Below are 21,995 nucleotides of genomic sequence, written 5' to 3'. Positions count from 1 at the left end.
AAAGGCACCTCCATGCCCGAGTACCGCCGCATCCTCCTGGACGGCGCCGCCGTCCAGGTCACCGTCGACGGGGACGAACTCGTCGCCGGTGACGGCCGCCGCGTCAAGACCGAGGAGGCGCACCACCTGCCCCCGGTCGTGCCCTCCAAGGTGATCGCCGTCCACCTCAACCACCAGAGCCGCGTCGACGAGTTCGGGATCGACCTCCCGCCCACTCCCACGTACTTCCACAAGCCGACCTCGGCCCTCAACTCCCACAAGGGCGCCATCGTCCGCCCCGAGGGCTGCAAGTGGCTCAACTACGAGGGCGAGGTCGCCATCGTCATCGGGAGGACCGCGCGGAACATCTCCCCGGAGGAGGCGGGGGAGTACATCGCGGGCTACACCGTCGCCAACGACTACGGCCTGCACGACTTCCGGGACACCGACGCCGGCTCCATGCTCCGCGTCAAGGGCTCCGACACCCTCTGCCCGCTCGGCCCCGGCCTGGTCACCGACTGGGACTTCCGCGGCAAGAGCCTGCGCACCTACGTCAACGGCGAGGTGGTGCAGGACGGTTCGACCGACGAGATGCAGTGGGACATGCACTACCTCGTCGCCGACATCGCCCGCACCATCACCCTGTACCCCGGCGACGTGCTGCTGTCGGGCACCCCGGCCAACTCCCGCCCCGTGCAGCCCGGTGACGTCGTCGAGGTCGAGGTCGAGGGCCTCGGGCGGCTCACCAACCACATCGTGACCGGACCCACCGCGATCCGCACCGACGTCGGCGCCCAGCCCACCGAGTCCGAAGAGGTCCTGTCCACCGCGCTCGGCGGGGACTGGGAGTTCCGCGGCATCCGCCCGCCCCGGCGCTGATGCCCCCCGTACGAGGGCGCCGCGCCGGGCAGGACGGCACGAGCCGCCCGGCGGGGCGCTCCACCAAGCGGCGCGCCGAGCCCGGCTCCGGCGCGCCCACGGGGCCCGTGCCGACCCGCGCCGGGTCCCGTGAGCAGGCGGGTAGGGTCGGGGCCGTGACCGAAACCGCCGAGACCCCTGAAGGCCGCAAGCCGCGCCGGCGCATGAACTACGGGGAGGGCCGCGAGGCCCTGCTCAACGCCGCCGTGCGCGTCGTGGCCCGGGGAGGGCTGCGCAGGCTCACCTACCGGGCCGTGGCGGAGGAGGCCGGCACCACGCACGGTCTCGTGGTGCACCACTTCGGTTCGCGGGACGCCCTCATCGAGGAGGCGGTCGCCCACGCGATCCGCACCTCCCTGGACACCAGCGCGCTCGAACCCGGCACCGGCAGGATCGAGGACTTCTCGGTGGGGGTGTCCGAGATGGTCACGGCCGATCCGGACATCCAGTCGTTCCAGTACGAGCTGCTGCTGGAGGCCAGGCGCCGCCCCGAACTGCTCCCGCACCTGCGCGCGCTGTACGACCAGTACTTCGACGCCACCGGACGGGAACTGTCCCGCATGCTGCCCGACGCCGCCGGGCAGCCGCTCACCCGGCTCGTCTTCGCCGCCCTCGACGGCCTGGTGCTGCACCAGCTCGTCTTCGGCGGCCCCGAGATCACCGACGCCGCCGTCGAGGAGCTGCGCTCGCTGCTCCGGCTGCTGGAGGACCGGCGGCGCACCGGCGCCGAGGGTCACGACTGACGGTCCGGCCCGCGTGCTCCGAGGCCCTGGACGTCCCTCGTCCGGGGCCTTGCGCGTTCAGCGGAGGGAAACCGGGCCCAGGCCCTTGTCAAACGGATAGTTCCAGCCCAGTATGAGGCAACTCGTTTGGCCTGAAACGAATCCCTCTTTCCTCACTGGCAGGTGATCCGAGTGGACAGTCAGACCGCGGTCGTGAACCAGACCGCGCCCGACGCCCCCACGGCAGGCAAGCTCAAGCCCAACTCGCTCGGCGTTCTGGGCATCCTCTTCTTCGTCCTCTCCGCCCAGGCGCCGCTGACCGGCGTCGCGGGAGCCGTGCCCATCGCCGTCGGCGTGGGCAACGGCGCGGGGGCGCCCGCCGCCTACGTGGTGGCGGGCCTGATCACACTGCTCTTCTCCGTCGGCTTCGTGGCGATGGGCCGGCACGTCGTGGACGCCGGCGCCTTCTACACGTACATCGGCAAGGGGCTCGGCCGGACGGTCGGCACCGGCAGCGCCGGGGTCGCGCTGTTCGCCTACTGCGCGATCCAGGCGGCCATGTACGGCCTGTACGGGGCGACCGTCAGCGGTCTGCTCGCGCACTACACCGGTCTCGACGTGGCCTGGTGGGCCTGCGCCCTGGTCACGATGGTGATCGTCCAGGTGCTCGGAAGCGCGGGCATCGAGATGGGCGCGAAGGTGCTGGCGGTCTTCGTCCTGGCGGAGTTCAGCATCCTCAGCGTCTTCGCGCTGGTCACCTTCTTCAAGGGCGGCGGGCCCGAGGGGCTGGCCTTCACGGAGTCCTTCTCGCCGAGCGCGGCGTTCGACGGCGCCCCGGGCGTGGCGCTGATGTTCGCCGTGGCGTCGATGATCGGCTTCGAGGCCACCGCGATCTACGGCGAGGAGGCGCGCGAACCCCGCAGGACCGTCCCGCGGGCCACCTACGCGGCCGTCGCCTTCGTCACCGGCTTCTTCGGCTTCGCCTCCTGGATGCTGGTCTCCGCCTACGGCCCCTCGAAGGTGTCCGGGGCGGCGGGCAAGGCCCTGGAGAGCGGCGACTCGACGGGCTTCGTCTTCGCGCCCATCGCCGACCTGTTCGGCACCTGGGTCAACGACGTCCTGCCCGTCCTGCTGGCCACCTCCCTCTTCGCGGGCATCCTCGCCTTCCACAACTCCGCCAACCGCTACCTGTTCTCGCTCAGCCGCGACGGACTGCTGCCCAAGGCGCTGTCGTCGATCAACAGCCGGCACTCGCCCAGCGTGGCCGGCCGGGTCCAGACGGCCGTCGCGGTCCTGCTGGTCGTCCCGTTCGCGCTGGCCGGCAAGGACCCGGTGCTGACCCTGTTCTCGTGGGGCAGTGGCGTGGCCGTCCTCGGCATCATGGCGCTGTACCTGATGACCTCGGTCTCCGTGGTGGTCTTTTTCCGCCGTGAACGCCTCGACACCCGGCCGTGGAACACCCTGATCGCCCCCTCCCTGGGAGCCCTCGGTGTGGCCGGGGCGATCTGGCTGATCGTCCAGAACTTCACCACGCTCATCGGCGGCGAGAGCGGCACCGCCCTCGTGCTCGAACTGATCGTCCCGGCCGTCCTCGCCCTGGGCGTCGTGGCCGCACGGCTCACCCGCGACAAGGCCGGTTCCGCCGGCGGCTGACGCACACCGGGCCGGTCAGCCGGCCCGGTACGCCGTCCGGCCGAGGAAGCCGTCGACCAGCCGGCGGGCGTTCGTCCGGGCCATGGGTTCCATGGCCCGGCTCCGCTCCAGCAACTCGCCGGGGTCCACGCCGTGGCGGACGCACTGCTCCGCGCCGCCCGCCTCGATCCAGCCGCTCACCATCGCGGTGGTGATCTCCGGGTGGAACTGCACGCCCAGGCCGTGCGCGGTCTCGAAGGCCTGGACGCACACCTCGTTGCGGGCCACCTCCTTGGCGCCCGGAGGCAGGACGCAGCGGTCGAAGTGCCACTGGAACCAGGGGCCCGGTCCCACCAGGGACGGGTCGTCCGTGGCGACCTCGACCCAGCCGATCTCGGGGCGCGGCGACGCCTCCACCCGGCCGCCGAGCGCGGTGGTCAGCGCCTGGGCGCCGAAGCAGACACCGAGCACCGGGACGCCGAGGCGGTCGGCCTCGCGCAGGAGGGCCAGCTCGCCGTCGATCCAGGAGCCGACGGCCGTCCGGTCGTACACCGACCACGGGGCGCCGAGCGACACGATCAGGTCCCAGTCGCCGGCGGCCGGGAAGTCGAACTCGACGTCCGGGGCGTGATGGCGGTGCTCGGGCACGACCGTCAGGACGGTGAGGTCGTACCCGCGTTCCTCGAGCCGGGCCCCGACCAGCCCCGGCTCCGTCACGTGGTCGTGCTGGACGACGAGTGCGCGCACGTGGCGCTCCCTTCCCCGCGGGGTCCGCGGCCTGCCGGATCGATGCCGGGAGCCCTTGCCCCCGCTCGGCGCCCACTCTATCGTTTGGATTCAAATGAGATTCTGGAGGTCCCCGTACGATGGACATCACCCATGAGGAGTGGCTGCTCCGAGCCAAGTCCCTGGACCTTTCCGGTGCCCATCACATCGACGGCACCGACGAGGACGGCTCGGGAGCGGCCTTCGACGCCGTCTCGCCCCGCGACGGCCGGGTGCTCGCCCGGATCGCCGACGCCGGCACCGCCGAGGTGGACGCGGCCGTCGCCGCCGCCCGCCGTGCCTTCGACACCGGACCCTGGCCCCGCCTCGCACCCGCCGAGCGCGGTGCGGCGCTGCTGCGCGTCGCCGACCTCCTCCAGGAGCGCCGGGCCGACCTCGCGCTCACCGTCAGCCTGGAGATGGGCAAGCCCGTCACCGACGCGTACGAGATCGAACTGCGCGCCCTGATCGACACCTTCCGCTGGTACGGACAACTGGCCGACAAGGTCACCGACGAGTCCCCGCACACCGCCGCGGACGCGCTCGCCCTGGTCACCCGGGAACCGGCCGGAGTCGTCGGCGCCGTCGTGCCGTGGAACTTCCCCCTGACCCTCGCCGGCTGGAAGGTCGCCCCCGCGCTCGCCGCCGGCTGCACGGTCGTCCTCAAGCCCTCCGAGAACTCGCCCCTGTCCGCGCTCCTCCTGGGCCGGATCGCCGCCGAGGCCGGACTGCCGCCGGGCGTCCTCAACGTCGTCGGCGGCACCGGACCGGTGGCGGGCCGGGCGATCGGCCTCCACCCGGAGGTCGACGTCCTCGCCTTCACCGGCTCCACCGAGGTCGGCCGTCACTTCCTGCGCTACGCCGCCGACTCCAACCTCAAGCGCGTATGGCTCGAACTGGGCGGCAAGTCACCGAACATCATCCTTCCCGACGCCCCCGACCTGGAGAAGGCGGCAGCCACCGCCGCCTGGGGCATCTTCTTCAACCAGGGCGAGATGTGCACCGCCCCCTCCCGGCTCCTCGTGCACACCTCGATCGCCGAGCAGGTCATCGAGTCCGTCGTGCGACGGGCACGCGAACTGCGGATCGGCGACCCCCTCGACCCGTCCACCGAGATGGGCGCCCTGGTCGGCGAGGCGCACCTCGGCCGCGTGCGGGACCGCATCGCCACCGGCCTGGCCGAGGGCGCCCGGCTGCGCACCGGCGGCGCCCGCACCCTCACCGAGACCGGCGGCAGCTACCTGGAACCGACCGTCTTCGACCGGGTGGACCCCGGCATGAGGCTCGCCCGGGAGGAGATCTTCGGCCCGGTCCTGTCGGTCCTCACGTTCGACGACCTGGACGAGGCCGTCCGGCTGGCCAACGACACCGAGTACGGCCTCGCCGCGGGCCTGTGGACCTCCGACCTCTCCACCGCGCACCGGGTCTCCCGCGCCCTGAGGGCCGGCACGGTCTGGGTCAACTGCTACGAGGAGGGCGACCTGACGGTCCCCTTCGGCGGCATGAAGCAGTCGGGCAACGGTCGCGACAAGTCCGCCCACGCCCTGGAGAAGTACACCGAACTCAAGACGACTTGGATCCAGCTGTGACGCGCCCCCTGATCGCCGTCCCCGCCCGCTTCTCCGCGACGACCTCCGCCCTGCGGTACGCCGCCGAGGTCAACGCCCGCGCGCTGATCGAGGCGGTGTGGCGGGCCGGCGGTGAACCGGCGACCGTCCACCCGGCCGACCCCGCCACCACGGACGTCGCCGAACGCCTCGCCCGTTTCGACGGCGTCCTGCTCCCCGGCGGCGGCGACCTCGCTCCCCACCGCTACGGAGCCGCCGACACCCACGACAGCGTCTACGACGTCGACGACCTCCAGGACGCCTTCGACCTCGAAGTCGCCCGTCGGACACTGGACCTGGGCCTTCCGCTGCTGGCCGTCTGCCGCGGCCTGCAGGTCGTCAACGTGGCCCTCGGCGGCACCCTGGAACAGGACATGGGCGGCCCCGAACGTGAACACCGGCACGTCGTGCACCCGGTGGCCGTCGAGCGCGGGACCCTGCTGGAGGGGGCCACCGGCGCACAGAAGGTGGAGGCGTCCTGCTACCACCACCAGCGGGTCGAGCGTCTCGGCCCGGGTCTGACGGTCGCCGCACGCGCGGCGGACGGGACCGTGGAGGGCCTCGAACTCCCCGGTGCGCAAGGGTGGTTCACCGCGGTGCAGTGGCACCCGGAGGACACCGCGCACGAGGATCCCGCGCAGCAGGCCCTGTTCGACGCGCTGGTCGGCGCGGCGCGCGACGGACGCTGATCCCCCGCGGGACTGTCGTGCGGCCATGGCTCATGGTCCCGGCCGCCGGGACCATGAGCCACGGCCTTTCGCCCGTCGGCCCTGCCGGCCCCCGGCCCCGTCAGCCCTTCGCCCGCCGGCCGCTGCGGCGGGGTGCCGGTTCGGCGCCGTCGAGGAGGGTGAGGCGGCGTTCCTCGCCCTCCTCCTCGACCTGGCGCACGACCTGCCGCAGCCCTTCGGCGACGGTGTGGCACTCCTCGCCGCTGAGCCGTGAGGCGACGAACGCCTCTTCCTCGTTGAAGCGCGGGAACAGGCGCTGCATCAGCGCCTCGCCCTCGTCGGTGAGGCCGAGCAGCTTGAGCCGGCCGTCGGAGGGGTGGCCGGTCCGTGTCATCAGCCCCCGTCCCTCCAGGGTCCGTGAGACACCGGTGAGCGTGCCCTTGGAGATTCCGGCCTCCTCGGCGACGTACCGGGTCTCCGTCTCGCCCCAGACCCAGACCACCCAGAGCACGACGAAGGACGTCCAGGTCAGATCGGCGTCGCGCAGGACCGAGTTCTCGAGGTGCTGGCGGACCGCGGAGGCGGCGCGGTAGATGTTCGCGACGACCGCCATCTGCTCGCGGTGTATCGGTATGCCGCCCAGCTTCGCAGCCGCCAGCTTTTCCGCTTCGGTGATGGACCGATGGCCGGGCACGGGCACGCTCCCTTGATCGTTCGGACCCAAATTGTACGGGACGGCCTCCCGGCCCCGGCTCGTCGGTTCGTTCGTGGTGCGGGCCCGCGGTCGCCTGTTCCTGCGCGAGCACGGCCAGGACATGGAGCAGCGTGGGACAGCCTTGCGACGGTCCCAGGTCGGCAGTCATGGACGGCTGAACGTCCATGTCCGAAAAGTGCGACCGTGCCCGGACGCGCGCGGTTTGCGGGCGGCAAGTCCTTGCCATGGCAAGGACTTGCCGCCACCCGGCCTTCACGTCCGCCTGAACCGGCCGGTAGACCCGTGCCATGTCTTCCCCCTCCCAGCCTTCCGCCTTTCGGCGCAGGCGTCGGCGGCTGCTGTCCGTCGCTACCGCGTTGCCGTTGCTGGCGTCGGGGCTTGCGCTTCTGCAAGCGCCCGCACAAGCCGCTCCGAGCAAGCCCGCGGTGCCCGCCAAGCCCTCAGCGACCCACAAGGTCACCCTGGTCACCGGCGACGTCGTCACCGTCACCACCATGGCCGACGGCAAGCAGACCGCCGCCGTCGACCGTCCGGACAGCGCCGTCGGGGGCGTGAAGATCCAGCAGGTCGGGGGCGATCTGTTCGTCGTCCCGGACGAGGCGGCTCCGTTGCTGGGCACGAAGAAGCTGGACCGGCGGTTGTTCAACGTCACCGACCTGATCGAGATGGGCTACGACGACGCGAAGTCGGCCACGGTGCCGCTGATCGCGTCGTACGCCGCGTCGAAGTCCCGCTCCGCCGCAGAGCCGACGGCCCCCCGCGGCAGCAAGCTGACCCGCAGGCTCGAAGGCGTCCGCGGCGCCGCGCTGAGCACCGAGAAGCGCAAGGCCCGCACCTTCTGGACCACCGTCGCGCCGCAGGGCGGCAAGACGTTGGGCGCGGGTGTGTCGAAACTGTGGCTCGACGGTCGTGTGAAGGCGAACCTGAAGGAGAGCGTGCCGTTGATCGGCGCGCCCGAGGCCTGGAAGGACGGCTACACCGGCAAGGGCGTCAAGGTCGCGGTGCTCGACACCGGAATCGACGTCAACCACCCCGACTTCGCCGGCGTGATCGACGGTACGACCAGTTTCGTGCCGGGCGAGGACGTCACCGACGTCAACGGCCACGGCACCCATGTGGCGAGCACGATCGTCGGCTCCGGCGCCGCTTCCGGAGGCGACTACAAGGGCGTCGCCCCCGGCGCCGACCTGTTCGTCGGCAAGGTGCTCGGCGGCGCGGAGGGCTACGGCCAGGACTCCTGGGTCATGGCCGGCATGCAGTGGGCCGCCGAGTCCGGTGCGGACGTCGTCAACATGAGCCTCGGCGACTCCTACCCGACGGACGGCAGCGACCCGATGTCGCAGACGGTGGACGCGCTGTCCGCGCGGTACGGCACCCTGTTCGTCGTCGCCGCCGGCAACGCGGGCCCGGAGAGCATCTCCGCCCCGGGCGCGGCCTCCTCGGCGTTGACCGTGGCCGCCACGGACAAGCAGGACCGGCTCGCGTCCTTCTCCAGCACCGGCCCGCTGACCTACTCCGGCGGCATGAAGCCGGACATCTCTGCGCCCGGCGTGGACATCACCGCGGCCCGCTCGCAGGACATGACCGACGGAGGGGAGGGTCTCTACCGCACCCTCAGCGGCACCTCCATGGCCACCCCGCACGTGGTCGGCGCGGCGGCGGTCCTGGCCCAGCGGCACCCGGACTGGACCGGCGCTCAGCTCAAGGAACAGCTGATGAGCACCGCGAAGGGTCTGGACGACGAGTACTCGCCGTACGAGGTCGGCACCGGCCGCGTCGACGTGGCCGCCGCCGTGCGCACCACGGTCCGCGGCACCGGATCGCTCTTCTTCGGCAGCTACACATGGCCGCAGAAGCCGAGCGACGTCGCCGTCACCAAGGACCTGACCTACACCAACACGGGTTCGGCCGACGTCACGCTGAAGCTGGCGCTGACCGACGGCGGCGGCCCGTTCGCGCTCGGGGCGACCGAGGTGACCGTCCCCGCGGGCGGCACCGCCGCCGTCCCGGTGACCGGCGACCCGCGAGCCGCCTCGGCCGGTCGGCACGTCGGCTACGTGACGGCCACCGACGCGGCCACCGGGAAGCCGGTGACCCGCACGTCCGTGGCGCTGCTCAAGGAGGACGAGCGCTACGACCTGAACATCAAGCTGGTCGGCCGGGACGGCAAGCCCGCTGCCGGCTGGGTCGGGATCAACCTGGCCGGCGACTCCTGGCCGTGGAGCATCTACGTCGACGGCTCGACCACCATGCGCATGGCACCCGGTACGTACACCGTCGCGGGATACCTCGACGTGGCCGGTGAGAAGGCGGACCGCTCGGGTCTGGCCGTGCTGGTCGCCCCGGAGACCGTCCTCGAGGACGGCTCCGCGGACGTGGTGCTGGACGCGAGCAAGGCACGCCTGCTGCGGACCGAGGCGCCGCAGCGCACCGAGGACCGTCAGCGCAAGGTCGACTTCAACGTCCACTACGAGGGCCTCGACCCGTACCTGGACTACCGCAGCGCGTACGTGCTGCCGCAGACGTACGACGACGTCTACGTCGCGCCGACGGAGCCGATGAAGCAGGGCGAGTTCATCCTGACCACCCGCTGGCGCAAGGGTGAGCCGCTGCTCGGCCTGACCACGCAGGGCGGTCGCCTCCGCTTCGACGCACTGGTGCAGGCGGGCAGTGCCCTGGGCACCGCCACGGACACGCTGGGCGCCGTCTACGCGGGCAACGGCTCGGCCGCCGAGTACGAGAAGGTCAGGGCCAAGGGGAAGGTCGTCGTCGTCAGGCGCAGTGACGAGGTCTCGCCGCAGGAGCGCGCCGAGGCCGCGGCGGCGGCCGGTGCGAAGGCGCTGATCGTGGTCAACGACGGTGTCGGTGCTCTGGCGGAGTACGTCGGCGAGTCGGCCGTCCCGGTCGCCGCCGTGCACCGCGACGCGGGCAAGACCCTCGTCTCGATGGCCAAGGCCGGTGTCTTCAAGCTGACCGTGAAGCAGACCGAGTACACGCCGTTCGTCTACGACCTGACCCGGAACTACCCCGGCCAGGTGCCGGACCGGGCCCTGGTCTACAAGCCGGCCAAGCGTGACCTCGCGCGGATCGACGCCCGCTACTACTCGGCCGCGGACGGCGGGGCGGCGGAAGGCTACCGGTCCGACTTCACCCTCAGCCCGTCGTTCAACCTCCCCGAGCGCGAATGGCACCCGGGCACCCGCACCGAGTGGGTGACTCCGGGCCAGGACTGGAGGGAGTTCCACACGCAGGGTGTCGACGGCGCCCTGCCGTGGTCGATGGTGTCGGGCGACAACACGTACGCCAAGGGCAGCACCACCCGTCTGGACTGGTTCGCCCCGGCGACCCGGCCCGGCCAGAGCGAATCCTTCGGTGTGTACAACTCCCGCTGGCAGAACCACATGACCTGGAACGTGCAGGCGTGGGCCTCCGCGAGCGACACCATGCGGCTGGGCGGCTACCTCCCGTGGGGTGAGACGCCGTCACACCTGCAGGTCTTCCAGGGCGACACGCTGATCCACGACAACCCGGTCAGCGGAGACATGCAGTGGGAGGAGGTGCCGGCGGGCAACCTGCCCTACCGCGCCGTCCTCGACGTGGAGCGGCCCGGTGACGTCTTCCGGCTGTCGACGCGCACCCACACCGAGTGGACGTTCATGTCCGACACCGTCGACTCGGACGCCTTCGAGCCGTTCTCGGTGCTGAACCTGGACTACAAGCTGGAGTCGGACCTGCACGGCGACGTCAAGGCCGACGCGACCCAGCGGATCGCGCTCAAGCCGGTGTCGATGGACCTCGGCACCGTGCCGGGCAAGGTCACCACGGTGAAGTTGGACGTCTCGTACGACGACGGCGCCACCTGGCAGAAGGTGACCCTGACCAAGTGCGCCGACGGCTACTGGAAGGGGTCGTTCAGGACGGCGAAGAAGCGTGGGGGCTTCATCTCCGTCCGCGCGAGCACCGGGACGGACCGCGGCTTCAGCGTCAAGAACGAGATCATCCGGGCGTACGGCCTGCGATGACCCGCACCGTCGGGCCCCGGGGAGGTGAATCCCCGGGGCCCTTCCCGTCACACCCGCTCCCAGCAGGGGCTACTCAGGGTCTGCCGCCATGGCGCATACTCTCCCCGCTGCGGCAAGCGGAAGGAGCACGGTCGCCGATGCTGGATGTCCTGGGCCTCGAACCCGATGACGAGTCCGTCTACCGGGCGCTGGTCAAACGGCCGACCTCCACCGCGACGCTCCTGTCGGATCTGCTCGCCGTGCCGCGGGCCCAGGTCGACAAGGCCTTGTCCCGACTGGTCGATTGGGGACTGGTGATCGGGACGGCGGACGAGCGGTTCACCGCCGCGCCACCGGCCGTGGCGTTCGGCGCTCTCATCACCCAGCGCCGCGACGGGCTGCGGATGGCCGAGCAGGCGCTGGTGACCCTCGCCGAGGAACACCGGGCGGCGATGACCGGGAACAGCATCAGCGATCTGATCGAAGTCGTCACGGGCCGCGACGCCATCCGCCATCGCTTCCTCCAGGTGCAGCAGGCGGCCCGCACGCAGGTCCGCACCTTCATCACCGCGCCGTTCCTCGCCGTCCCGCCCGACGAGAACACGGCCGAACCCATGGCCATCGGCCGCGGCGTGCACTTCCGGGCAGTGCTGGACCGGGCGGTCCTGGCAGAGCCGGGCATCGTCGCCGATGCCGTCGATTCCCTGCGCAACGGCGTGCTCCTGCGTGTCGCCGACCGACTGCCGATGAAGCTCGTGCTGGCCGACGCCGACCTCGGCCTGGTCCCGCTCGCCGTCACACCGGCCGGAGAGCCGGGAGCCGTACTACTGCACCGCAGCGGCCTGTTGGACGCGTTGGACGCGCTGTTCGAGACGGTATGGCGCACCGCCCACCCGCTCGAACTGTCGGACGCCGGCACGGAAGCCGACACCACCGTGGAGGTCGGTGCGGAAGGACCGACCGACCTCGACCGGAGGATCCTCGCGCTCCTGCTGGCCGGTCTGACCGACCAGACGGCCGCTGCCCAGCTGGGCGTGTCACCGCGTACGCTGCATCGACGCCTGCGCCACCTCATGGACATGGCCGGAGTCCGTACCCGGCTGCAGCTCGGCGGCCACGCGGTCCGGCACGGCTGGGCAGAGCCACTGCCGGGACCGACGCGCTGAACCTCGACCTGTCTGCCGCAACGTACCCGGCCGGATGCCGGAGCACCACCGTGGCCAACTCCCTCGGCGCGCATGACCGTCTGGAGCCGGGCATCTCGACGAGTGCGACCTGCAGCGGTAGTCGGCCGGAGGAACCGAGGTGATCGCCGTCGGGCCTCCTTTGCGCGAGGACGACCGGCCGCTGTGCTCGGCGACGGTCGGCCCGTGCGTGCACGTCCTGGCGGGCGGCAGGATCAGACCTTGCCGCCGAAGAAGACCTGCACCTCTCGGATCAGCCCGTCGCGCACCGTGATCGCCTCGACATTGCGATGACGTTCGCCCGTGGTGAGCTCGTATTCGTAGTGGGCGAAGACGAGTTCCCGATCCGCGGGAGTCACGTGCAGCAGTCGCTGCTCCGTGAGCCGGCCGGCAGTGGGGAAGCACCGTTCGAAGAACGCCGCCTTGTCGATGTGGTCGTCCTGCGGACTGGTGAAGGTGAAGTCGTCGGCGTAGAGGGGGAGAGCCGCCTCGCGATCCTGTGACCGGTAGTGGCGGAACGCCGCCTCGACGATGTGTGTCGGAGTGTCATTCATTCGACGTCCCTCGGTCGGAGCCGGGCAGTGCGCCGGGGGCCGCGCCAGGTGCGCCGCGATCGGCGAAACCGCGACCCGACGTCGGCCGGGAGCACCGCGGGGCCCGAGCCGGAACGGCGGGTCTTCAGAGTAGCCGCCCGCCCGGCGTTCGGCGATCCGCCGGGCTCGGCGCTCGCGGGCTGCCGCATCGTCCCCGTCTCGTGGGCTGCCGCAGCAGTCGGGGCGTCCTCGCGTTGCCGCCTCGTCCGGCGGCTCAGAGGTGGTCGTCCAGCAACTTCCGTACCTCGGTGGTGGTCATGGGCCCCGTGGCGTGTGCCACCGCCTCCCCGTCCTTCAGCAGGACGCAGGAAGGGGCTCCGGTGACCCCGTGGCGCTTGGTCGTGTCCGGGCAGCGCGTGATGTCGGCGCGGACGGCCGTCAGACGGCCGGCGTACTCGTCGGCGACGGCACCCACGACGAGGTCCATCGTCCGGCAGGGCTCGACGGCCTTGGGCCACGTCCCGGTGAAGTACGCGAGGACCGGGACCGCGCTCATCCTGAGGATGAAGTCGAACTCCGCGTCCTCACGGGGTCGGTGAACCCGCTTCACCATGGAGGCTCCTGACCTCGCGTTCCGTCATTTGCTCCCCATCTTCCCCTGCGCGATGAGGGCACGTGGTCAGGGGTTCTCCGCGATCGCGGCCCGGCACTGGCCGAGGAGGCGTCGCAGTGTGTCGCGGTCCGCCGGGGCGAGGGCGTCGTACATGCGCTGCTCGACCGCGCCGGCGGCGGAGTCCGCGAGGCCGATCAGGCGCTGTCCCTCGTCGGAGAGGCGGTTGGGCCGGCTGTTGCGGTTCCAGTCGTCCTGCTCGCGCACGACCAGGCCCTTGGCCTCCAGGGTCTTCAGCGTGGCCGCCGATGCCTGAGGGGTGACCAGGCACGCTCTGGCGATGCCCGCGCCGCTGATCCCGGGGTTGTCGCGAAGTGCCAGCAGGGCGGCGTACTGGGCCACCGTGAGGCCCATCGACCGCAGGGCCTCGGTCTTCGCCGTCATGAACGCGATCTCGGTGGCCTTGATGTCGTACCCGAGCCGCTCGCTCACCGTCAGTGCCATGCGTCCAGCTTACGGCCCTTGAAGACCATCAAGCTCTTGATAATCTTCAAGGCATGAATACTGCTTTGGTGACAGGGGTCGCCTCCGGGCTCGGGCGCGAGATCGCGCTGGACCTGGCCCGGCGCGGCTGGAGGCTGGTGCTGCCCGTGCGCACCGCGACGCGAGCGCACGACGTGGTGGCGGCCGTGAGGGCGATGGGGGCGCCCGCACCGCTGGTCGTCGAGTGCGACCTGTCCGACCACGTGGCGGTCCGGCGGATGTGCCGGACCGTCGCCGGGGAGGGCCGGTTGGACCTCGTGGTGAACAATGCCGCGGTCGGTGGCGGAGCCGATCCCGCCCTCAGGGAGACCAACGCCGCGGGGGTCGAGCTGCGGATGGCGGTGAACGCGATCACGCCGCACCTGATCGCCCGGGAGCTGTCCGGTGCGCTGACCCCCGCGGGGCGGATCGTGCAGGTGGGCAGCATGGGACAGCTGCCGCTCGACCTGGACGATCTGAACCACGAGCGCGACTACGCCGGGATCCGGGCCTACTGCCGCAGCAAGGTCGCCCTGGTGATGTCCGCGATCGAGCTGGCCCGAGACGGTGTTCCGGTGAACGTCGTCCACCCGGCACGGGAGATGCCCACCCCCATGGTCGTCGAGGGAGGATTCCCCATAGCCTCGACGCTCGACGACGGGACGCTGGCGGTCCTCCGGGTGGCACTCGACTCCGAACTGGCCGACGTGCGCGGCGCGTACTTCCATCGGTTCGAGCGCGCACAACCCCACGAGCAGGCCCTCGACGCTCGCGCGCGGGGTCGCGTGGTGGCCTGGATCGAGGACCGGGTGGCGTGAGGGCGTCACTCCGGTAGGTCGCGAGGTTTCTCCCGTCGGGTCCGGTCGCAGGGGCCCGTCCTGGGGGAGTGCGTGTCTCCGATTCCGATGCGGCCACTCGCGCCGGCATCGGCGAGAGGTTGCCCTGCTGCCTGCTGCCTGCTGCCTGCTGCGTGCTGTCGCTGGGTGCCCCGCCTGTCATTGCCGCGTGCGGTGACCGGCGGACCCCGGCGTCGGCCCCGCCGTCCCGGACGCCTCCCCGCCTTGACTGAACCTGACAAGTTTCGGTAGTACTTCATTATGAAGCACGTAACTAATGCGGATGAGCTCACCCGTGACGCGGACGGGCTGCTCCACGACCCTCAAGTCCGCGCTTCGATGGCCGAGTTCGCGGCAGGGGAGGACATCCTCCGCCTGGAGGCGGCAGCCGCCGCGCGTGCCGCGCACAGGTCCGTCGAACGGCTTCGCGCACACGGCTCGGAAGGCCGGGGCCTCAGCGCCGGAGCCGTCGACGTCCTGATCCGGCTGCGCACTCTCGGGGAGGCCGGTGCGCATCTCGGCGACCTCGCGCGCTCCGCGGGCATGACGGCCCGCAACGCCACCGGCTTGGTCGACACGCTCGAAAGCCAGGGACTCGTACGACGCGACCCCGACCCCGGGGACCGCCGGTCCGTCCTCGCCCGCATCACCCCGGCCGGCCTGACGTGGCTGGACGAGTTCCGGGCGCCGACGCAAAGGGCGATGGCGGCGCTGTTCCACGGATTCACCGACGCCGAACTCCACCAGCTCCGCCACCTGTGCCTGCGCCTCGTCCAGAACCAGCAGCGCATCGCCGCCCACCTCGCCGCCGCCGAAGGAGCCACCTCCGCATGACAAGCGCCACGACCACGACACGCGCCACCGTCCGCGCCTACCACCAGGCCCGGTTCCGTGGCGACGTCCCCGCCGCCGTCCGGACTCTCGCCGAGCCCTTCCGCTTCCAGAGCCCCCTGCTGACTTCCGACAGCCCGCACGGCCATCTCGGCGGGCTGGACGCCTTCCTGGGGATCGTGAGCGGCGTCGATCTGGTCAGCGAACTGTACGGCGAGAGCGAGGCCACCCTGCTCTACGACGTCCACACCTCGGTCCCGGCCGTCGGAACCCAGCGCACGGCCGAACACTTCCACCTCACCGACGGCCGGATCGATGCCATCCGCCTCATCTTCGACGCCACCCCCTGGCACGCCGTCATGCGGGCGGTCACCCCGTCCTGACACCGGCCACGGCCAGGCCGCGCCCGGCCGCCTCGACGACATCGGCCGGGGCACCGATGGAACCCGTCGGGGGCGAGCGGCGAAGGAGAGGTGAAAGCCCAAACCTTCGAAGCATGTTCCCCTGAACGAGAGGAGCCCCGATGACCGTCGAGCCAGGCGTCCGCACGGGGGCGGAGAGCGATGCCTCGGTGATTGCGCGGTCCCGGGACGAACCCGAAGCATTCGCCGTGCTCTTCGACCGGTACGCGGATGAGGTGCACCGCTATCTGGCCCGCAGGCTCGGTGACGAGCCGGCCGACGACCTCATGGCGGAGACCTTCACCACCGCTTTCCAGCAGCGGCACCGGTACGACCCCTCGCGGGCCACGGGCGACGGCGCCCGGCCCTGGCTGTTCGGCATAGCGACCAACCTGGTCGGCCGGCACCGGCGGGCCGAGGGCCGCCGTTTCAGGGCCTTGGCCCGCGTCCCGGTCCCGGCCGACCACGAGGAGCCACTGGCCGACCGTGCCGCGGCCCGGGTGGGAGCGCAGGCCGTACGCCGCGAGCTGGCGGCGGGACTGGCCGCGCTGTCCGCACGGCACCGGGACGTACTGCTGCTGGTGGCGTGGGGCGGTCTCGGCTACGAGGAGGTGGCCCAGGCCCTCGGCGTTCCCATCGGCACGGTCAGATCACGGTTGCACCGGGCTCGCGGCAAGCTGCGTGAAGCGCTGGGCGGATCCGATCCGACGACACTGCGAGAGGTACCCGGCCATGACTGACGAACTCGAACTGCTGCGGGACTGGGACGCGGACGCCGCCCCGCTCACCGACCCGGCCCGGGCGGAGGCCCGCCACCGACTGCTCAACACGATCGCGCGTGCGCAGCGGCACTCCGCCGCGGTCCTCGGCCGACGCCGCGCGCTCCGGCTCGCGACCGCCGCGGTGGTCGCCGTGGCGGTCACGGGAACGGCGGTGCTGATCACCGAGGGCGGCGCCGACGGGGGCGATCGCTCCGACCGCGTGTCGGGTACGGCGACCCCGAGGATGAGCAACGTCAGCGCCGTGACCGTGCTGAACGGGGCGGCGGCGCGGACGGGCAGGCACGAGAGGCCCGTGGCGCCGCGCGACGACCAGTACATCTACTCGAAGCGGATCATCAAGGAGACGGAACGCGGGACCGGCGAGGTCAAGACCTACGAGGACGTGAACTGGGACTCGGTGGACGGCTCCAAGCGCTCCTTGACCATGGAACTCGGCCGGGTGATCTGGGAGAAACCCATGAAGAAGGGCGAAGGCGTGTGGCCGCCCCGGAAGTGGAGCGAGCTGAAGAGGCTGCCCACCGACCCGGAGAAACTGATTCCGGTCATCACCGACATCGGGTCGTCCAGCAGGTCGACGAGCGACTTCACCGCACAGGACTGGTTCGACGCCTACTTCATGCTCGGTGAGCTCCTGAAGTGGCCGGTGCTGCCCCAGGGGCTGCGTCCCGCCGCGTACAAGGCGCTGGCCCTGGTGCCCGGTGTCGAGGCGGTCCCGGGAGTGAAGGACTCCGCCGGGCGCGCCGGGGTGGGGATCTCCTGCCCCGAGAGCCCGTTCGGGAAGGGCAAGTACCTCATCTTCGACCCGGGGTCCTACGAATTCCTGGGCTTCCGCGACGAACGGACCTCGGCGTCCGGCGACAAGACGTACATCCAGCTGTCGCACGTGGTGGAGTGGGCGATCGTCGACCGGCTGAAGGAGCGCCCGTAGCCTCACGGTTCCGTTCGGGCGAGGCCGTCGTCGGTGCGGAAGCGTGAAAGTGCCCTCCCGGCCCGGGAACTCCGGGCCGGGAAGGCACTTTCACGGTGGGGTGGCGTGACCTCGCTCCGGGGTGCCCGTGCCGGTCGTGGACGGAGGTCCGTGTCGTGGACCGTCCGGCGGGAGCGGTTCCGCCGATGAGTTCACCGTCCTCGAACGGTCTACCCGGCGACGCGACCGTTCTCGACAGGAGTGCCATGTCCACCATCCAGCCAGTGATCATCACTGCCGACCAGGACGTCCTGGCCGGCTTCTACACGAAGTTGTTCGGCGCCGAGGAGATCTTCCGGGTACCGGCAAAAGGCCCGGCCTTCTACCTCGGCCTGCGCATCGGCGACACCGACCTCGGGCTGGTGGCCAAGACGGAGGCGGAGGCGGCGGCCGGGGCGGCACCGCGGATCGTGCTCAGCATCGGTGTCGACGACGTCGACGAGACGCTCGGCCGGGTGGAGGCGCTGGGCGGCTCGGTCCACGGCGGCCCCGACGACATGCCCTGGGGACAGCGCGTCGCCCACATCAAGGACCCCGACGGCAACCCGGTGAACCTCACCCAGCCGATCCCGGCCCGGTGACGTGTTCCGGGACTGTGGCCTTGACCGCTGCCTGGCCGGCAGGGCGTGTCCGGGTCACGCCTTCTGCTTGGTGTCGATCTCGGCGATCAGGCCCTCGATGAGGCCCTTGATCTCATCCCTGATGGGGCGGACGGCCTCGACGCCTTGGCCGGCCGGGTCCTCGAGCTGCCAGTCGAGGTAGGTCTTGCCGGGGAAGTACGGGCAGGCGTCGCCGCATCCCATGGTGATGATGTAGTCCGACGCCTGCGCGGCCTCGGGGCTGAGGACCTTGGGCTTCTGGTCGGAGATGTCGATGCCCAGCTCGGCCATGGCGGCCACTGCGGAGGGGTTGATCCGGTCGCCGGGCATCGAGCCGGCGGAGCGGACCTCGACACGGTCCCCGGCGAGGTGGCGCAGGAACCCGGCCGCCATCTGGGAGCGGCCGGCGTTGTGGATGCAGACGAACAGGACGGACGCGAGCGGGTTCGCGGGCATCGGCTCTTCCTTGTGGTGGCAGGCGCGGCTGCGGCACCACCGTCGTCCGGCGGCACGGTTCAGCCAGGGCTGGTATCAGCTCGTGGTGATGTGACAGTATCAGCGGATGATGACGTCAGTCGACACTGATCTGATCCGGGTGCTCGCCGACCCGCTCAGGCTCAAGATCGTGACCCTGCTCGCCCGCGAGACGCTCTGCACCACCCACCTCGTGGAGGAAACGGGCGCCAAGCAGACGAACCTCTCCAACCACATGAAGGTGCTGCGGGAGGCCGGGGTCGTGGAGACGGAGCCATGCGGGAGGTACATCTACTACCGCCTGCGCCCGGAAGTCATCGAAACGCTCGCCGGTCAGTTCGCCGACCTCGCCCGGACCGCGCGAACCACCGCCGAGGCGAACCTCAAGCGGTCCTGCCCGTAGGCCCTCGCGCCTTGCCCGCCCTGCCTCACCTGCCCGAGGAGAACCTTCCTTGACCGCCACCGAGCCCGCCGCGAGCGACGCCATGGCCGCCGACACGGCGCCGCGGACCGCGCCCGGCGCGACCCCGCCCCGTACCCCGCTGATCGCCCGTGCGGCCGCCGAACTGGTCGGCACCGCCGCCCTGGTCGCGATCGTGGTCGGCTCCGGCATCCAGGCCACTGGGCTCACCGACGACGTCGCCCTGCAGTTGCTGGCCAACTCCACCGCCACCGTCTTCGGCCTCGGCGTCCTGATCGCCCTCCTCGGCCCGGTCTCCGGCGCCCACTTCAACCCCGCCGTCACGCTGGCCGAGTGGTGGACCGCCCGCCGCGGCGGCGCCGGTGTGAACGCCCGCGAGCTCGCCGTCTACGTCCCCTCCCAGGTCGCCGGTGCGATCGCGGGCGCGATCCTCGCCGACGCCATGTTCGGCGAACCGCTGGTGAAGTGGTCCCAGCACGACCGCTCCGCCGGCAACCTCCTCCTCGGCGAGGTCGTCGCGACGGCCGGCCTGATCCTGCTGATCTTCGGCCTGGCGCGTACGGACCGGCTCCGCTTCGCCCCCGTCGCGGTCGCCTCCTACATCGGCGCCGCGTACTGGTTCACCTCCTCCACCTCCTTCGCCAACCCGGCCGTCACGATCGGCCGCGCGTTCACCGACACCTTCGCGGGCATCGCCCCGGCCTCGGTGCCCGGCTTCATCTGCATGCAGCTGATCGGCGCGTTGTTCGGCCTGGCGCTGGTCGCGGTCATCTTCATGCGCGGCAGGACCGGCGCCGGGACGCCTTCGGCATGACGCAGCGCACGGACGTGGTGGTGATCGGCGGCGGCCAATCCGGGCTTGCCGCCGGCTACCACCTGCGCCGCCTGGGCATCGAGCACGTCATCCTCGATGCCCAGGCGGCCTCCGGCGGAGCGTGGCAGCACACCTGGGACTCCCTCCGGCTCTTCTCGCCCGCGGAGTACTCGTCCCTGCCCGGGCGGCTCATGCCCGTCCAGCCCGGCCGGACCTACCCGGACGCGCGGCATGTCGAGGACTACCTCGCCGACTACGAGAAGCGGTACGACCTGCCCGTGCGGCGCGGGGTGCGGGTCTCCGCGGTCCGCCGGGACGGCGCCTTCCTGCGGGTCGCGACGGACGGTGGTGACTGGCAGGCCCGTGCGGTCGTCGGCGCCACCGGAACCTGGACCCGCCCCTTCGTCCCGGCCGTCCCCGGCCGCCGCGAGTACACCGGCCGCCGGCTCCACACCGTCCAGTACCAGGACCCCGCCGAGTTCGCCGGACAGCGGGTCGTCGTCGTGGGCGGCGGCAACTCAGGCGCCCAGATCGCCGCCGACCTCGCCCATGCCGGCACCGACCTGACCTGGGTCGCCCAGCGCCCGCCCCGCTACCTCGCCGACGACATCGACGGCCGCGCCCTGTTCGACGCGGCGACCGCCCGACGCCGCGCCCTGGACGAAGGCCGCACCGACACCGGGGGCGTCGCCTCCCTCGGCGACATCGTCGCCGTCCCGTCCGTACGCGCCGCCCGCGACGCCGGACTCCTGGCCGCGGAGCCGATGTTCGCCCGGCTCACCACCACGGGCGTTCGGTGGGCTGACGGCAGCGCGGCGGAAGTAGACGCGGTCATATGGTGCACCGGCTTCCGACCCGCGCTCGCCCCCTTCGCGGGGCTGCGCCTGCGCGGCAGCCGGGGGCGCATCGCCACCGCCGGCACCCGGGCCGTGGACGAACCGCGCCTGCACCTGCTCGGCTACGGCGACTGGACGGGCCCGGCCTCCGCGACGCTCATCGGGGTGGGCCGCCCGGCGCGCGAAGCCGCCCGCGAGATCGCCGAACTCCTGCGGACCTGAGCCGGGCCCTCGGGCCGGGCCCGTGCCGCCGGAGCGTTCAGTCGATGCGGGAGCTGCGGCGCTCCAGCAGCACGACGTCGCGCCAGGCCCCGTGGTGGCGGCCGATCCGCTCGCGGGTGCCGATCACCCGGAACCCGGCCCGGGCGTGAACGGCGAGGCTGGCGGTGTTCTCGGGGAAGATCCCGGACTGGATCGTCCAGATCCCCGCCGCCTCGGTCGACTCCACCAGGGCGGCCAGGAGCCGCCCGGCAACGCCTTGGCCGCGGGCGGCGGGGTGGACGTACACGGAGTGCTCGACGACGCCCGCGTACGCGCACCGGTCGGAGACGCGGGTGGCCGCGATCCAGCCCAGCAGCTTCCCGTCGGCGTCGACGGCGGCGAACCGGTGCTCGGGCAGTTTCGCCGCGTCGAACTCCGCCCAGGTGGGGGCGGTGGTCTCGAAGGTGGCGTCGCCCTCGTCGATGCCGGCCTGGTGGATCGCCAGGACCTCGTCCGCATACGCCCCGGTCAACGGCGTGATGCGGATGGTCATGCGCCGGCTGCGCGGGTGAGGAGCCGGCCCATGGCGGCGAGCACGGACGGCTCGACGCGGTAGTACACCCAGGTGCCGCGCCGCTCGGAGGAGAGCAGGCCGGCCTCGCGGAGCTTCTTGAGGTGGTGGGAGACGGTGGGCTGGGAGACCCCGACGTCGGAGATGTCGCACACGCAAGCCTCCCCGCCCGCGTGGGAGGCGACCAGGGAGAACAGGCGTAGCCGCACCGGGTCGCCGAGGGCCTTGAACATGACCGCGGTCCGCTCGGCCTCCCCGGCCGTCAGCGGTCGTTCCGACAGCGGCGGGCAGCACGGTGCCGCGGCCTCCGGCTCCAGCAGCGGCAACACCTTCGTAGTCATGCCCCCATCGTCCCCGAAGCTTCGATGAATGTCTATGTTGACGAACGTCGATATCGGTGCCAGGC

The 21,995-nt window shown here is 71.6% G+C and carries 24 protein-coding genes; 16 read left to right on the top strand and 8 right to left on the bottom strand.

What is annotated here, in order from left to right; genetic code table 11:
* Positions 1-12 precede the first annotated feature (12 nt).
* From ACICHK_RS03540 to ACICHK_RS03530, 3 genes are all read left to right on the top strand, one after another.
* Entirely contained in the window at positions 13-858 is an 846-nt protein-coding gene (locus tag ACICHK_RS03540) for a fumarylacetoacetate hydrolase family protein (RefSeq protein ID WP_151471900.1), read from the top strand.
* 155 nt (positions 859-1,013) lie between these two features.
* Positions 1,014-1,640 carry a TetR/AcrR family transcriptional regulator gene (locus tag ACICHK_RS03535; RefSeq protein ID WP_406835624.1) on the top strand — a complete coding sequence of 209 codons (627 nt, stop codon included), beginning with the start codon at positions 1,014-1,016 and terminating at the stop codon, positions 1,638-1,640.
* Between the two features lie 171 nt (positions 1,641-1,811).
* Positions 1,812-3,272, top strand: coding sequence for an APC family permease (locus tag ACICHK_RS03530; protein ID WP_406835623.1), 1,461 nt, complete (start codon positions 1,812-1,814; stop codon positions 3,270-3,272).
* A 15-nt stretch (positions 3,273-3,287) separates the two neighbouring features.
* Here ACICHK_RS03530 and ACICHK_RS03525 read toward each other — a convergent pair whose 3' ends face one another.
* Positions 3,288-3,998 carry a type 1 glutamine amidotransferase gene (locus ACICHK_RS03525; RefSeq protein ID WP_406835622.1) on the bottom strand — a complete coding sequence of 237 codons (711 nt, stop codon included), beginning with the start codon at positions 3,996-3,998 and terminating at the stop codon, positions 3,288-3,290.
* 119 nt (positions 3,999-4,117) lie between these two features.
* Between ACICHK_RS03525 and ACICHK_RS03520 the strand changes: the two genes are divergently transcribed.
* Together ACICHK_RS03520 and ACICHK_RS03515 are read left to right on the top strand one after the other, a co-directional pair.
* Positions 4,118-5,605 carry an aldehyde dehydrogenase gene (locus tag ACICHK_RS03520; protein ID WP_406835621.1) on the top strand — a complete coding sequence of 496 codons (1,488 nt, stop codon included), beginning with the start codon at positions 4,118-4,120 and terminating at the stop codon, positions 5,603-5,605.
* Complete coding sequence (locus ACICHK_RS03515; RefSeq protein WP_406835620.1) at positions 5,602-6,312, top strand: gamma-glutamyl-gamma-aminobutyrate hydrolase family protein; 711 nt, start codon at positions 5,602-5,604, stop codon at positions 6,310-6,312. The genes ACICHK_RS03520 and ACICHK_RS03515 overlap by 4 nt, the downstream gene beginning before the upstream one ends.
* A gap of 100 nt (positions 6,313-6,412) precedes the next feature.
* On the opposite strand, the gene ACICHK_RS03510 is transcribed toward ACICHK_RS03515, so the two are convergent.
* Positions 6,413-6,985, bottom strand: a complete 573-nt coding sequence (locus ACICHK_RS03510) for a MarR family winged helix-turn-helix transcriptional regulator (RefSeq protein WP_406835619.1) — start codon at positions 6,983-6,985, stop codon at positions 6,413-6,415.
* A gap of 446 nt (positions 6,986-7,431) precedes the next feature.
* On the opposite strand from ACICHK_RS03510, the gene ACICHK_RS03505 reads away from it, so the two are divergent.
* Positions 7,432-11,028, top strand: a complete 3,597-nt coding sequence (locus ACICHK_RS03505; protein ID WP_406835618.1) for a S8 family peptidase — start codon at positions 7,432-7,434, stop codon at positions 11,026-11,028.
* A gap of 137 nt (positions 11,029-11,165) precedes the next feature.
* Complete coding sequence (locus tag ACICHK_RS03500) at positions 11,166-12,173, top strand: helix-turn-helix domain-containing protein (protein ID WP_406835617.1); 1,008 nt, start codon at positions 11,166-11,168, stop codon at positions 12,171-12,173.
* A gap of 233 nt (positions 12,174-12,406) precedes the next feature.
* On the opposite strand, the gene ACICHK_RS03495 is transcribed toward ACICHK_RS03500, so the two are convergent.
* The 3 genes from ACICHK_RS03495 to ACICHK_RS03485 form a co-directional block, all read right to left on the bottom strand.
* Positions 12,407-12,745, bottom strand: coding sequence for a nuclear transport factor 2 family protein (locus tag ACICHK_RS03495; RefSeq protein WP_151471909.1), 339 nt, complete (start codon positions 12,743-12,745; stop codon positions 12,407-12,409).
* Between the two features lie 253 nt (positions 12,746-12,998).
* The gene (locus ACICHK_RS03490; protein ID WP_151471910.1) at positions 12,999-13,337 is read right to left on the bottom strand and encodes a co-chaperone YbbN; all 339 of its coding nucleotides are present in this window, start codon (positions 13,335-13,337) and stop codon (positions 12,999-13,001) included.
* Between the two features lie 66 nt (positions 13,338-13,403).
* Positions 13,404-13,838, bottom strand: coding sequence for a MarR family winged helix-turn-helix transcriptional regulator (locus ACICHK_RS03485; protein ID WP_225860728.1), 435 nt, complete (start codon positions 13,836-13,838; stop codon positions 13,404-13,406).
* A 53-nt stretch (positions 13,839-13,891) separates the two neighbouring features.
* Here ACICHK_RS03485 and ACICHK_RS03480 point away from each other — a divergent pair, with 53 nt between their 5' ends.
* From ACICHK_RS03480 to ACICHK_RS03455, 6 genes are all read left to right on the top strand, one after another.
* Complete coding sequence (locus tag ACICHK_RS03480; RefSeq protein WP_406835616.1) at positions 13,892-14,674, top strand: SDR family NAD(P)-dependent oxidoreductase; 783 nt, start codon at positions 13,892-13,894, stop codon at positions 14,672-14,674.
* A gap of 279 nt (positions 14,675-14,953) precedes the next feature.
* Positions 14,954-15,526, top strand: a complete 573-nt coding sequence (locus tag ACICHK_RS03475; protein ID WP_406835615.1) for a MarR family winged helix-turn-helix transcriptional regulator — start codon at positions 14,954-14,956, stop codon at positions 15,524-15,526.
* Positions 15,523-15,906 (top strand): hypothetical protein, encoded by a 384-nt coding sequence (locus ACICHK_RS03470; protein ID WP_406835614.1) that lies wholly within the window; start codon positions 15,523-15,525, stop codon positions 15,904-15,906. The genes ACICHK_RS03475 and ACICHK_RS03470 overlap by 4 nt, the downstream gene beginning before the upstream one ends.
* Positions 15,907-16,046: 140 nt before the next feature.
* Complete coding sequence (locus tag ACICHK_RS03465) at positions 16,047-16,664, top strand: RNA polymerase sigma factor (RefSeq protein ID WP_151471914.1); 618 nt, start codon at positions 16,047-16,049, stop codon at positions 16,662-16,664.
* The gene (locus tag ACICHK_RS03460) at positions 16,657-17,634 is read left to right on the top strand and encodes a CU044_5270 family protein (RefSeq protein ID WP_406835613.1); all 978 of its coding nucleotides are present in this window, start codon (positions 16,657-16,659) and stop codon (positions 17,632-17,634) included. Before ACICHK_RS03465 ends, ACICHK_RS03460 begins: the two co-directional genes overlap by 8 nt.
* A gap of 245 nt (positions 17,635-17,879) precedes the next feature.
* Entirely contained in the window at positions 17,880-18,254 is a 375-nt protein-coding gene (locus tag ACICHK_RS03455) for a VOC family protein (protein ID WP_406835612.1), read from the top strand.
* Positions 18,255-18,308: 54 nt separating this feature from the next.
* On the opposite strand, the gene ACICHK_RS03450 is transcribed toward ACICHK_RS03455, so the two are convergent.
* Positions 18,309-18,728 (bottom strand): arsenate reductase ArsC, encoded by a 420-nt coding sequence (locus ACICHK_RS03450; RefSeq protein ID WP_406835611.1) that lies wholly within the window; start codon positions 18,726-18,728, stop codon positions 18,309-18,311.
* A 106-nt stretch (positions 18,729-18,834) separates the two neighbouring features.
* On the opposite strand from ACICHK_RS03450, the gene ACICHK_RS03445 reads away from it, so the two are divergent.
* The 3 genes from ACICHK_RS03445 to ACICHK_RS03435 are packed head-to-tail and all read left to right on the top strand — an operon-like array spanning position 18,835 to position 21,039.
* Entirely contained in the window at positions 18,835-19,149 is a 315-nt protein-coding gene (locus ACICHK_RS03445; RefSeq protein ID WP_406835610.1) for an ArsR/SmtB family transcription factor, read from the top strand.
* Between the two features lie 49 nt (positions 19,150-19,198).
* A complete protein-coding gene (locus ACICHK_RS03440) occupies positions 19,199-19,981 on the top strand; it encodes an aquaporin (protein WP_406835609.1) in 783 nt (260 codons plus the stop codon).
* A complete protein-coding gene (locus ACICHK_RS03435; protein ID WP_406835608.1) occupies positions 19,978-21,039 on the top strand; it encodes an ArsO family NAD(P)H-dependent flavin-containing monooxygenase in 1,062 nt (353 codons plus the stop codon). Before ACICHK_RS03440 ends, ACICHK_RS03435 begins: the two co-directional genes overlap by 4 nt.
* 37 nt (positions 21,040-21,076) lie before the next feature.
* Here the strand turns inward: ACICHK_RS03435 and ACICHK_RS03430 are convergent, their stop codons facing one another.
* A complete protein-coding gene (locus ACICHK_RS03430) occupies positions 21,077-21,571 on the bottom strand; it encodes an N-acetyltransferase family protein (protein ID WP_406835607.1) in 495 nt (164 codons plus the stop codon).
* Positions 21,568-21,930: an ArsR/SmtB family transcription factor gene (locus tag ACICHK_RS03425; protein WP_406835606.1), complete on the bottom strand. Its 363-nt coding sequence runs from the start codon at positions 21,928-21,930 to the stop codon at positions 21,568-21,570. The genes ACICHK_RS03430 and ACICHK_RS03425 overlap by 4 nt, the downstream gene beginning before the upstream one ends.
* Positions 21,931-21,995 lie beyond the last annotated feature (65 nt).

Origin of the sequence: Streptomyces sp. AHU1 (genome assembly GCF_045343905.1) — a bacterium.
GTDB lineage: Bacteria > Actinomycetota > Actinomycetes > Streptomycetales > Streptomycetaceae > Streptomyces > Streptomyces triticiradicis.
Note: the sequence above shows the minus strand (reverse complement) of the source record. Positions and strands in the feature narration are given on the sequence as shown.

Coding starts and splice junctions, on each gene's coding strand:
- ACICHK_RS03540 (WP_151471900.1), top strand. CDS start 13: ATGCCCGAGTACCGCCGCATCCTCCTGGACGGCGCCGCCGTCCAGGTC.
- ACICHK_RS03520 (WP_406835621.1), top strand. CDS start 4,118: ATGGACATCACCCATGAGGAGTGGCTGCTCCGAGCCAAGTCCCTGGAC.
- ACICHK_RS03500 (WP_406835617.1), top strand. CDS start 11,166: ATGCTGGATGTCCTGGGCCTCGAACCCGATGACGAGTCCGTCTACCGG.
- ACICHK_RS03495 (WP_151471909.1), bottom strand. CDS start 12,745: ATGAATGACACTCCGACACACATCGTCGAGGCGGCGTTCCGCCACTAC.
- ACICHK_RS03490 (WP_151471910.1), bottom strand. CDS start 13,337: ATGGTGAAGCGGGTTCACCGACCCCGTGAGGACGCGGAGTTCGACTTC.
- ACICHK_RS03485 (WP_225860728.1), bottom strand. CDS start 13,838: ATGGCACTGACGGTGAGCGAGCGGCTCGGGTACGACATCAAGGCCACC.
- ACICHK_RS03480 (WP_406835616.1), top strand. CDS start 13,892: ATGAATACTGCTTTGGTGACAGGGGTCGCCTCCGGGCTCGGGCGCGAG.
- ACICHK_RS03475 (WP_406835615.1), top strand. CDS start 14,954: ATGAAGCACGTAACTAATGCGGATGAGCTCACCCGTGACGCGGACGGG.
- ACICHK_RS03470 (WP_406835614.1), top strand. CDS start 15,523: ATGACAAGCGCCACGACCACGACACGCGCCACCGTCCGCGCCTACCAC.
- ACICHK_RS03465 (WP_151471914.1), top strand. CDS start 16,047: ATGACCGTCGAGCCAGGCGTCCGCACGGGGGCGGAGAGCGATGCCTCG.
- ACICHK_RS03460 (WP_406835613.1), top strand. CDS start 16,657: ATGACTGACGAACTCGAACTGCTGCGGGACTGGGACGCGGACGCCGCC.
- ACICHK_RS03455 (WP_406835612.1), top strand. CDS start 17,880: ATGTCCACCATCCAGCCAGTGATCATCACTGCCGACCAGGACGTCCTG.
- ACICHK_RS03450 (WP_406835611.1), bottom strand. CDS start 18,728: ATGCCCGCGAACCCGCTCGCGTCCGTCCTGTTCGTCTGCATCCACAAC.
- ACICHK_RS03445 (WP_406835610.1), top strand. CDS start 18,835: ATGATGACGTCAGTCGACACTGATCTGATCCGGGTGCTCGCCGACCCG.
- ACICHK_RS03435 (WP_406835608.1), top strand. CDS start 19,978: ATGACGCAGCGCACGGACGTGGTGGTGATCGGCGGCGGCCAATCCGGG.
- ACICHK_RS03430 (WP_406835607.1), bottom strand. CDS start 21,571: ATGACCATCCGCATCACGCCGTTGACCGGGGCGTATGCGGACGAGGTC.
- ACICHK_RS03425 (WP_406835606.1), bottom strand. CDS start 21,930: ATGACTACGAAGGTGTTGCCGCTGCTGGAGCCGGAGGCCGCGGCACCG.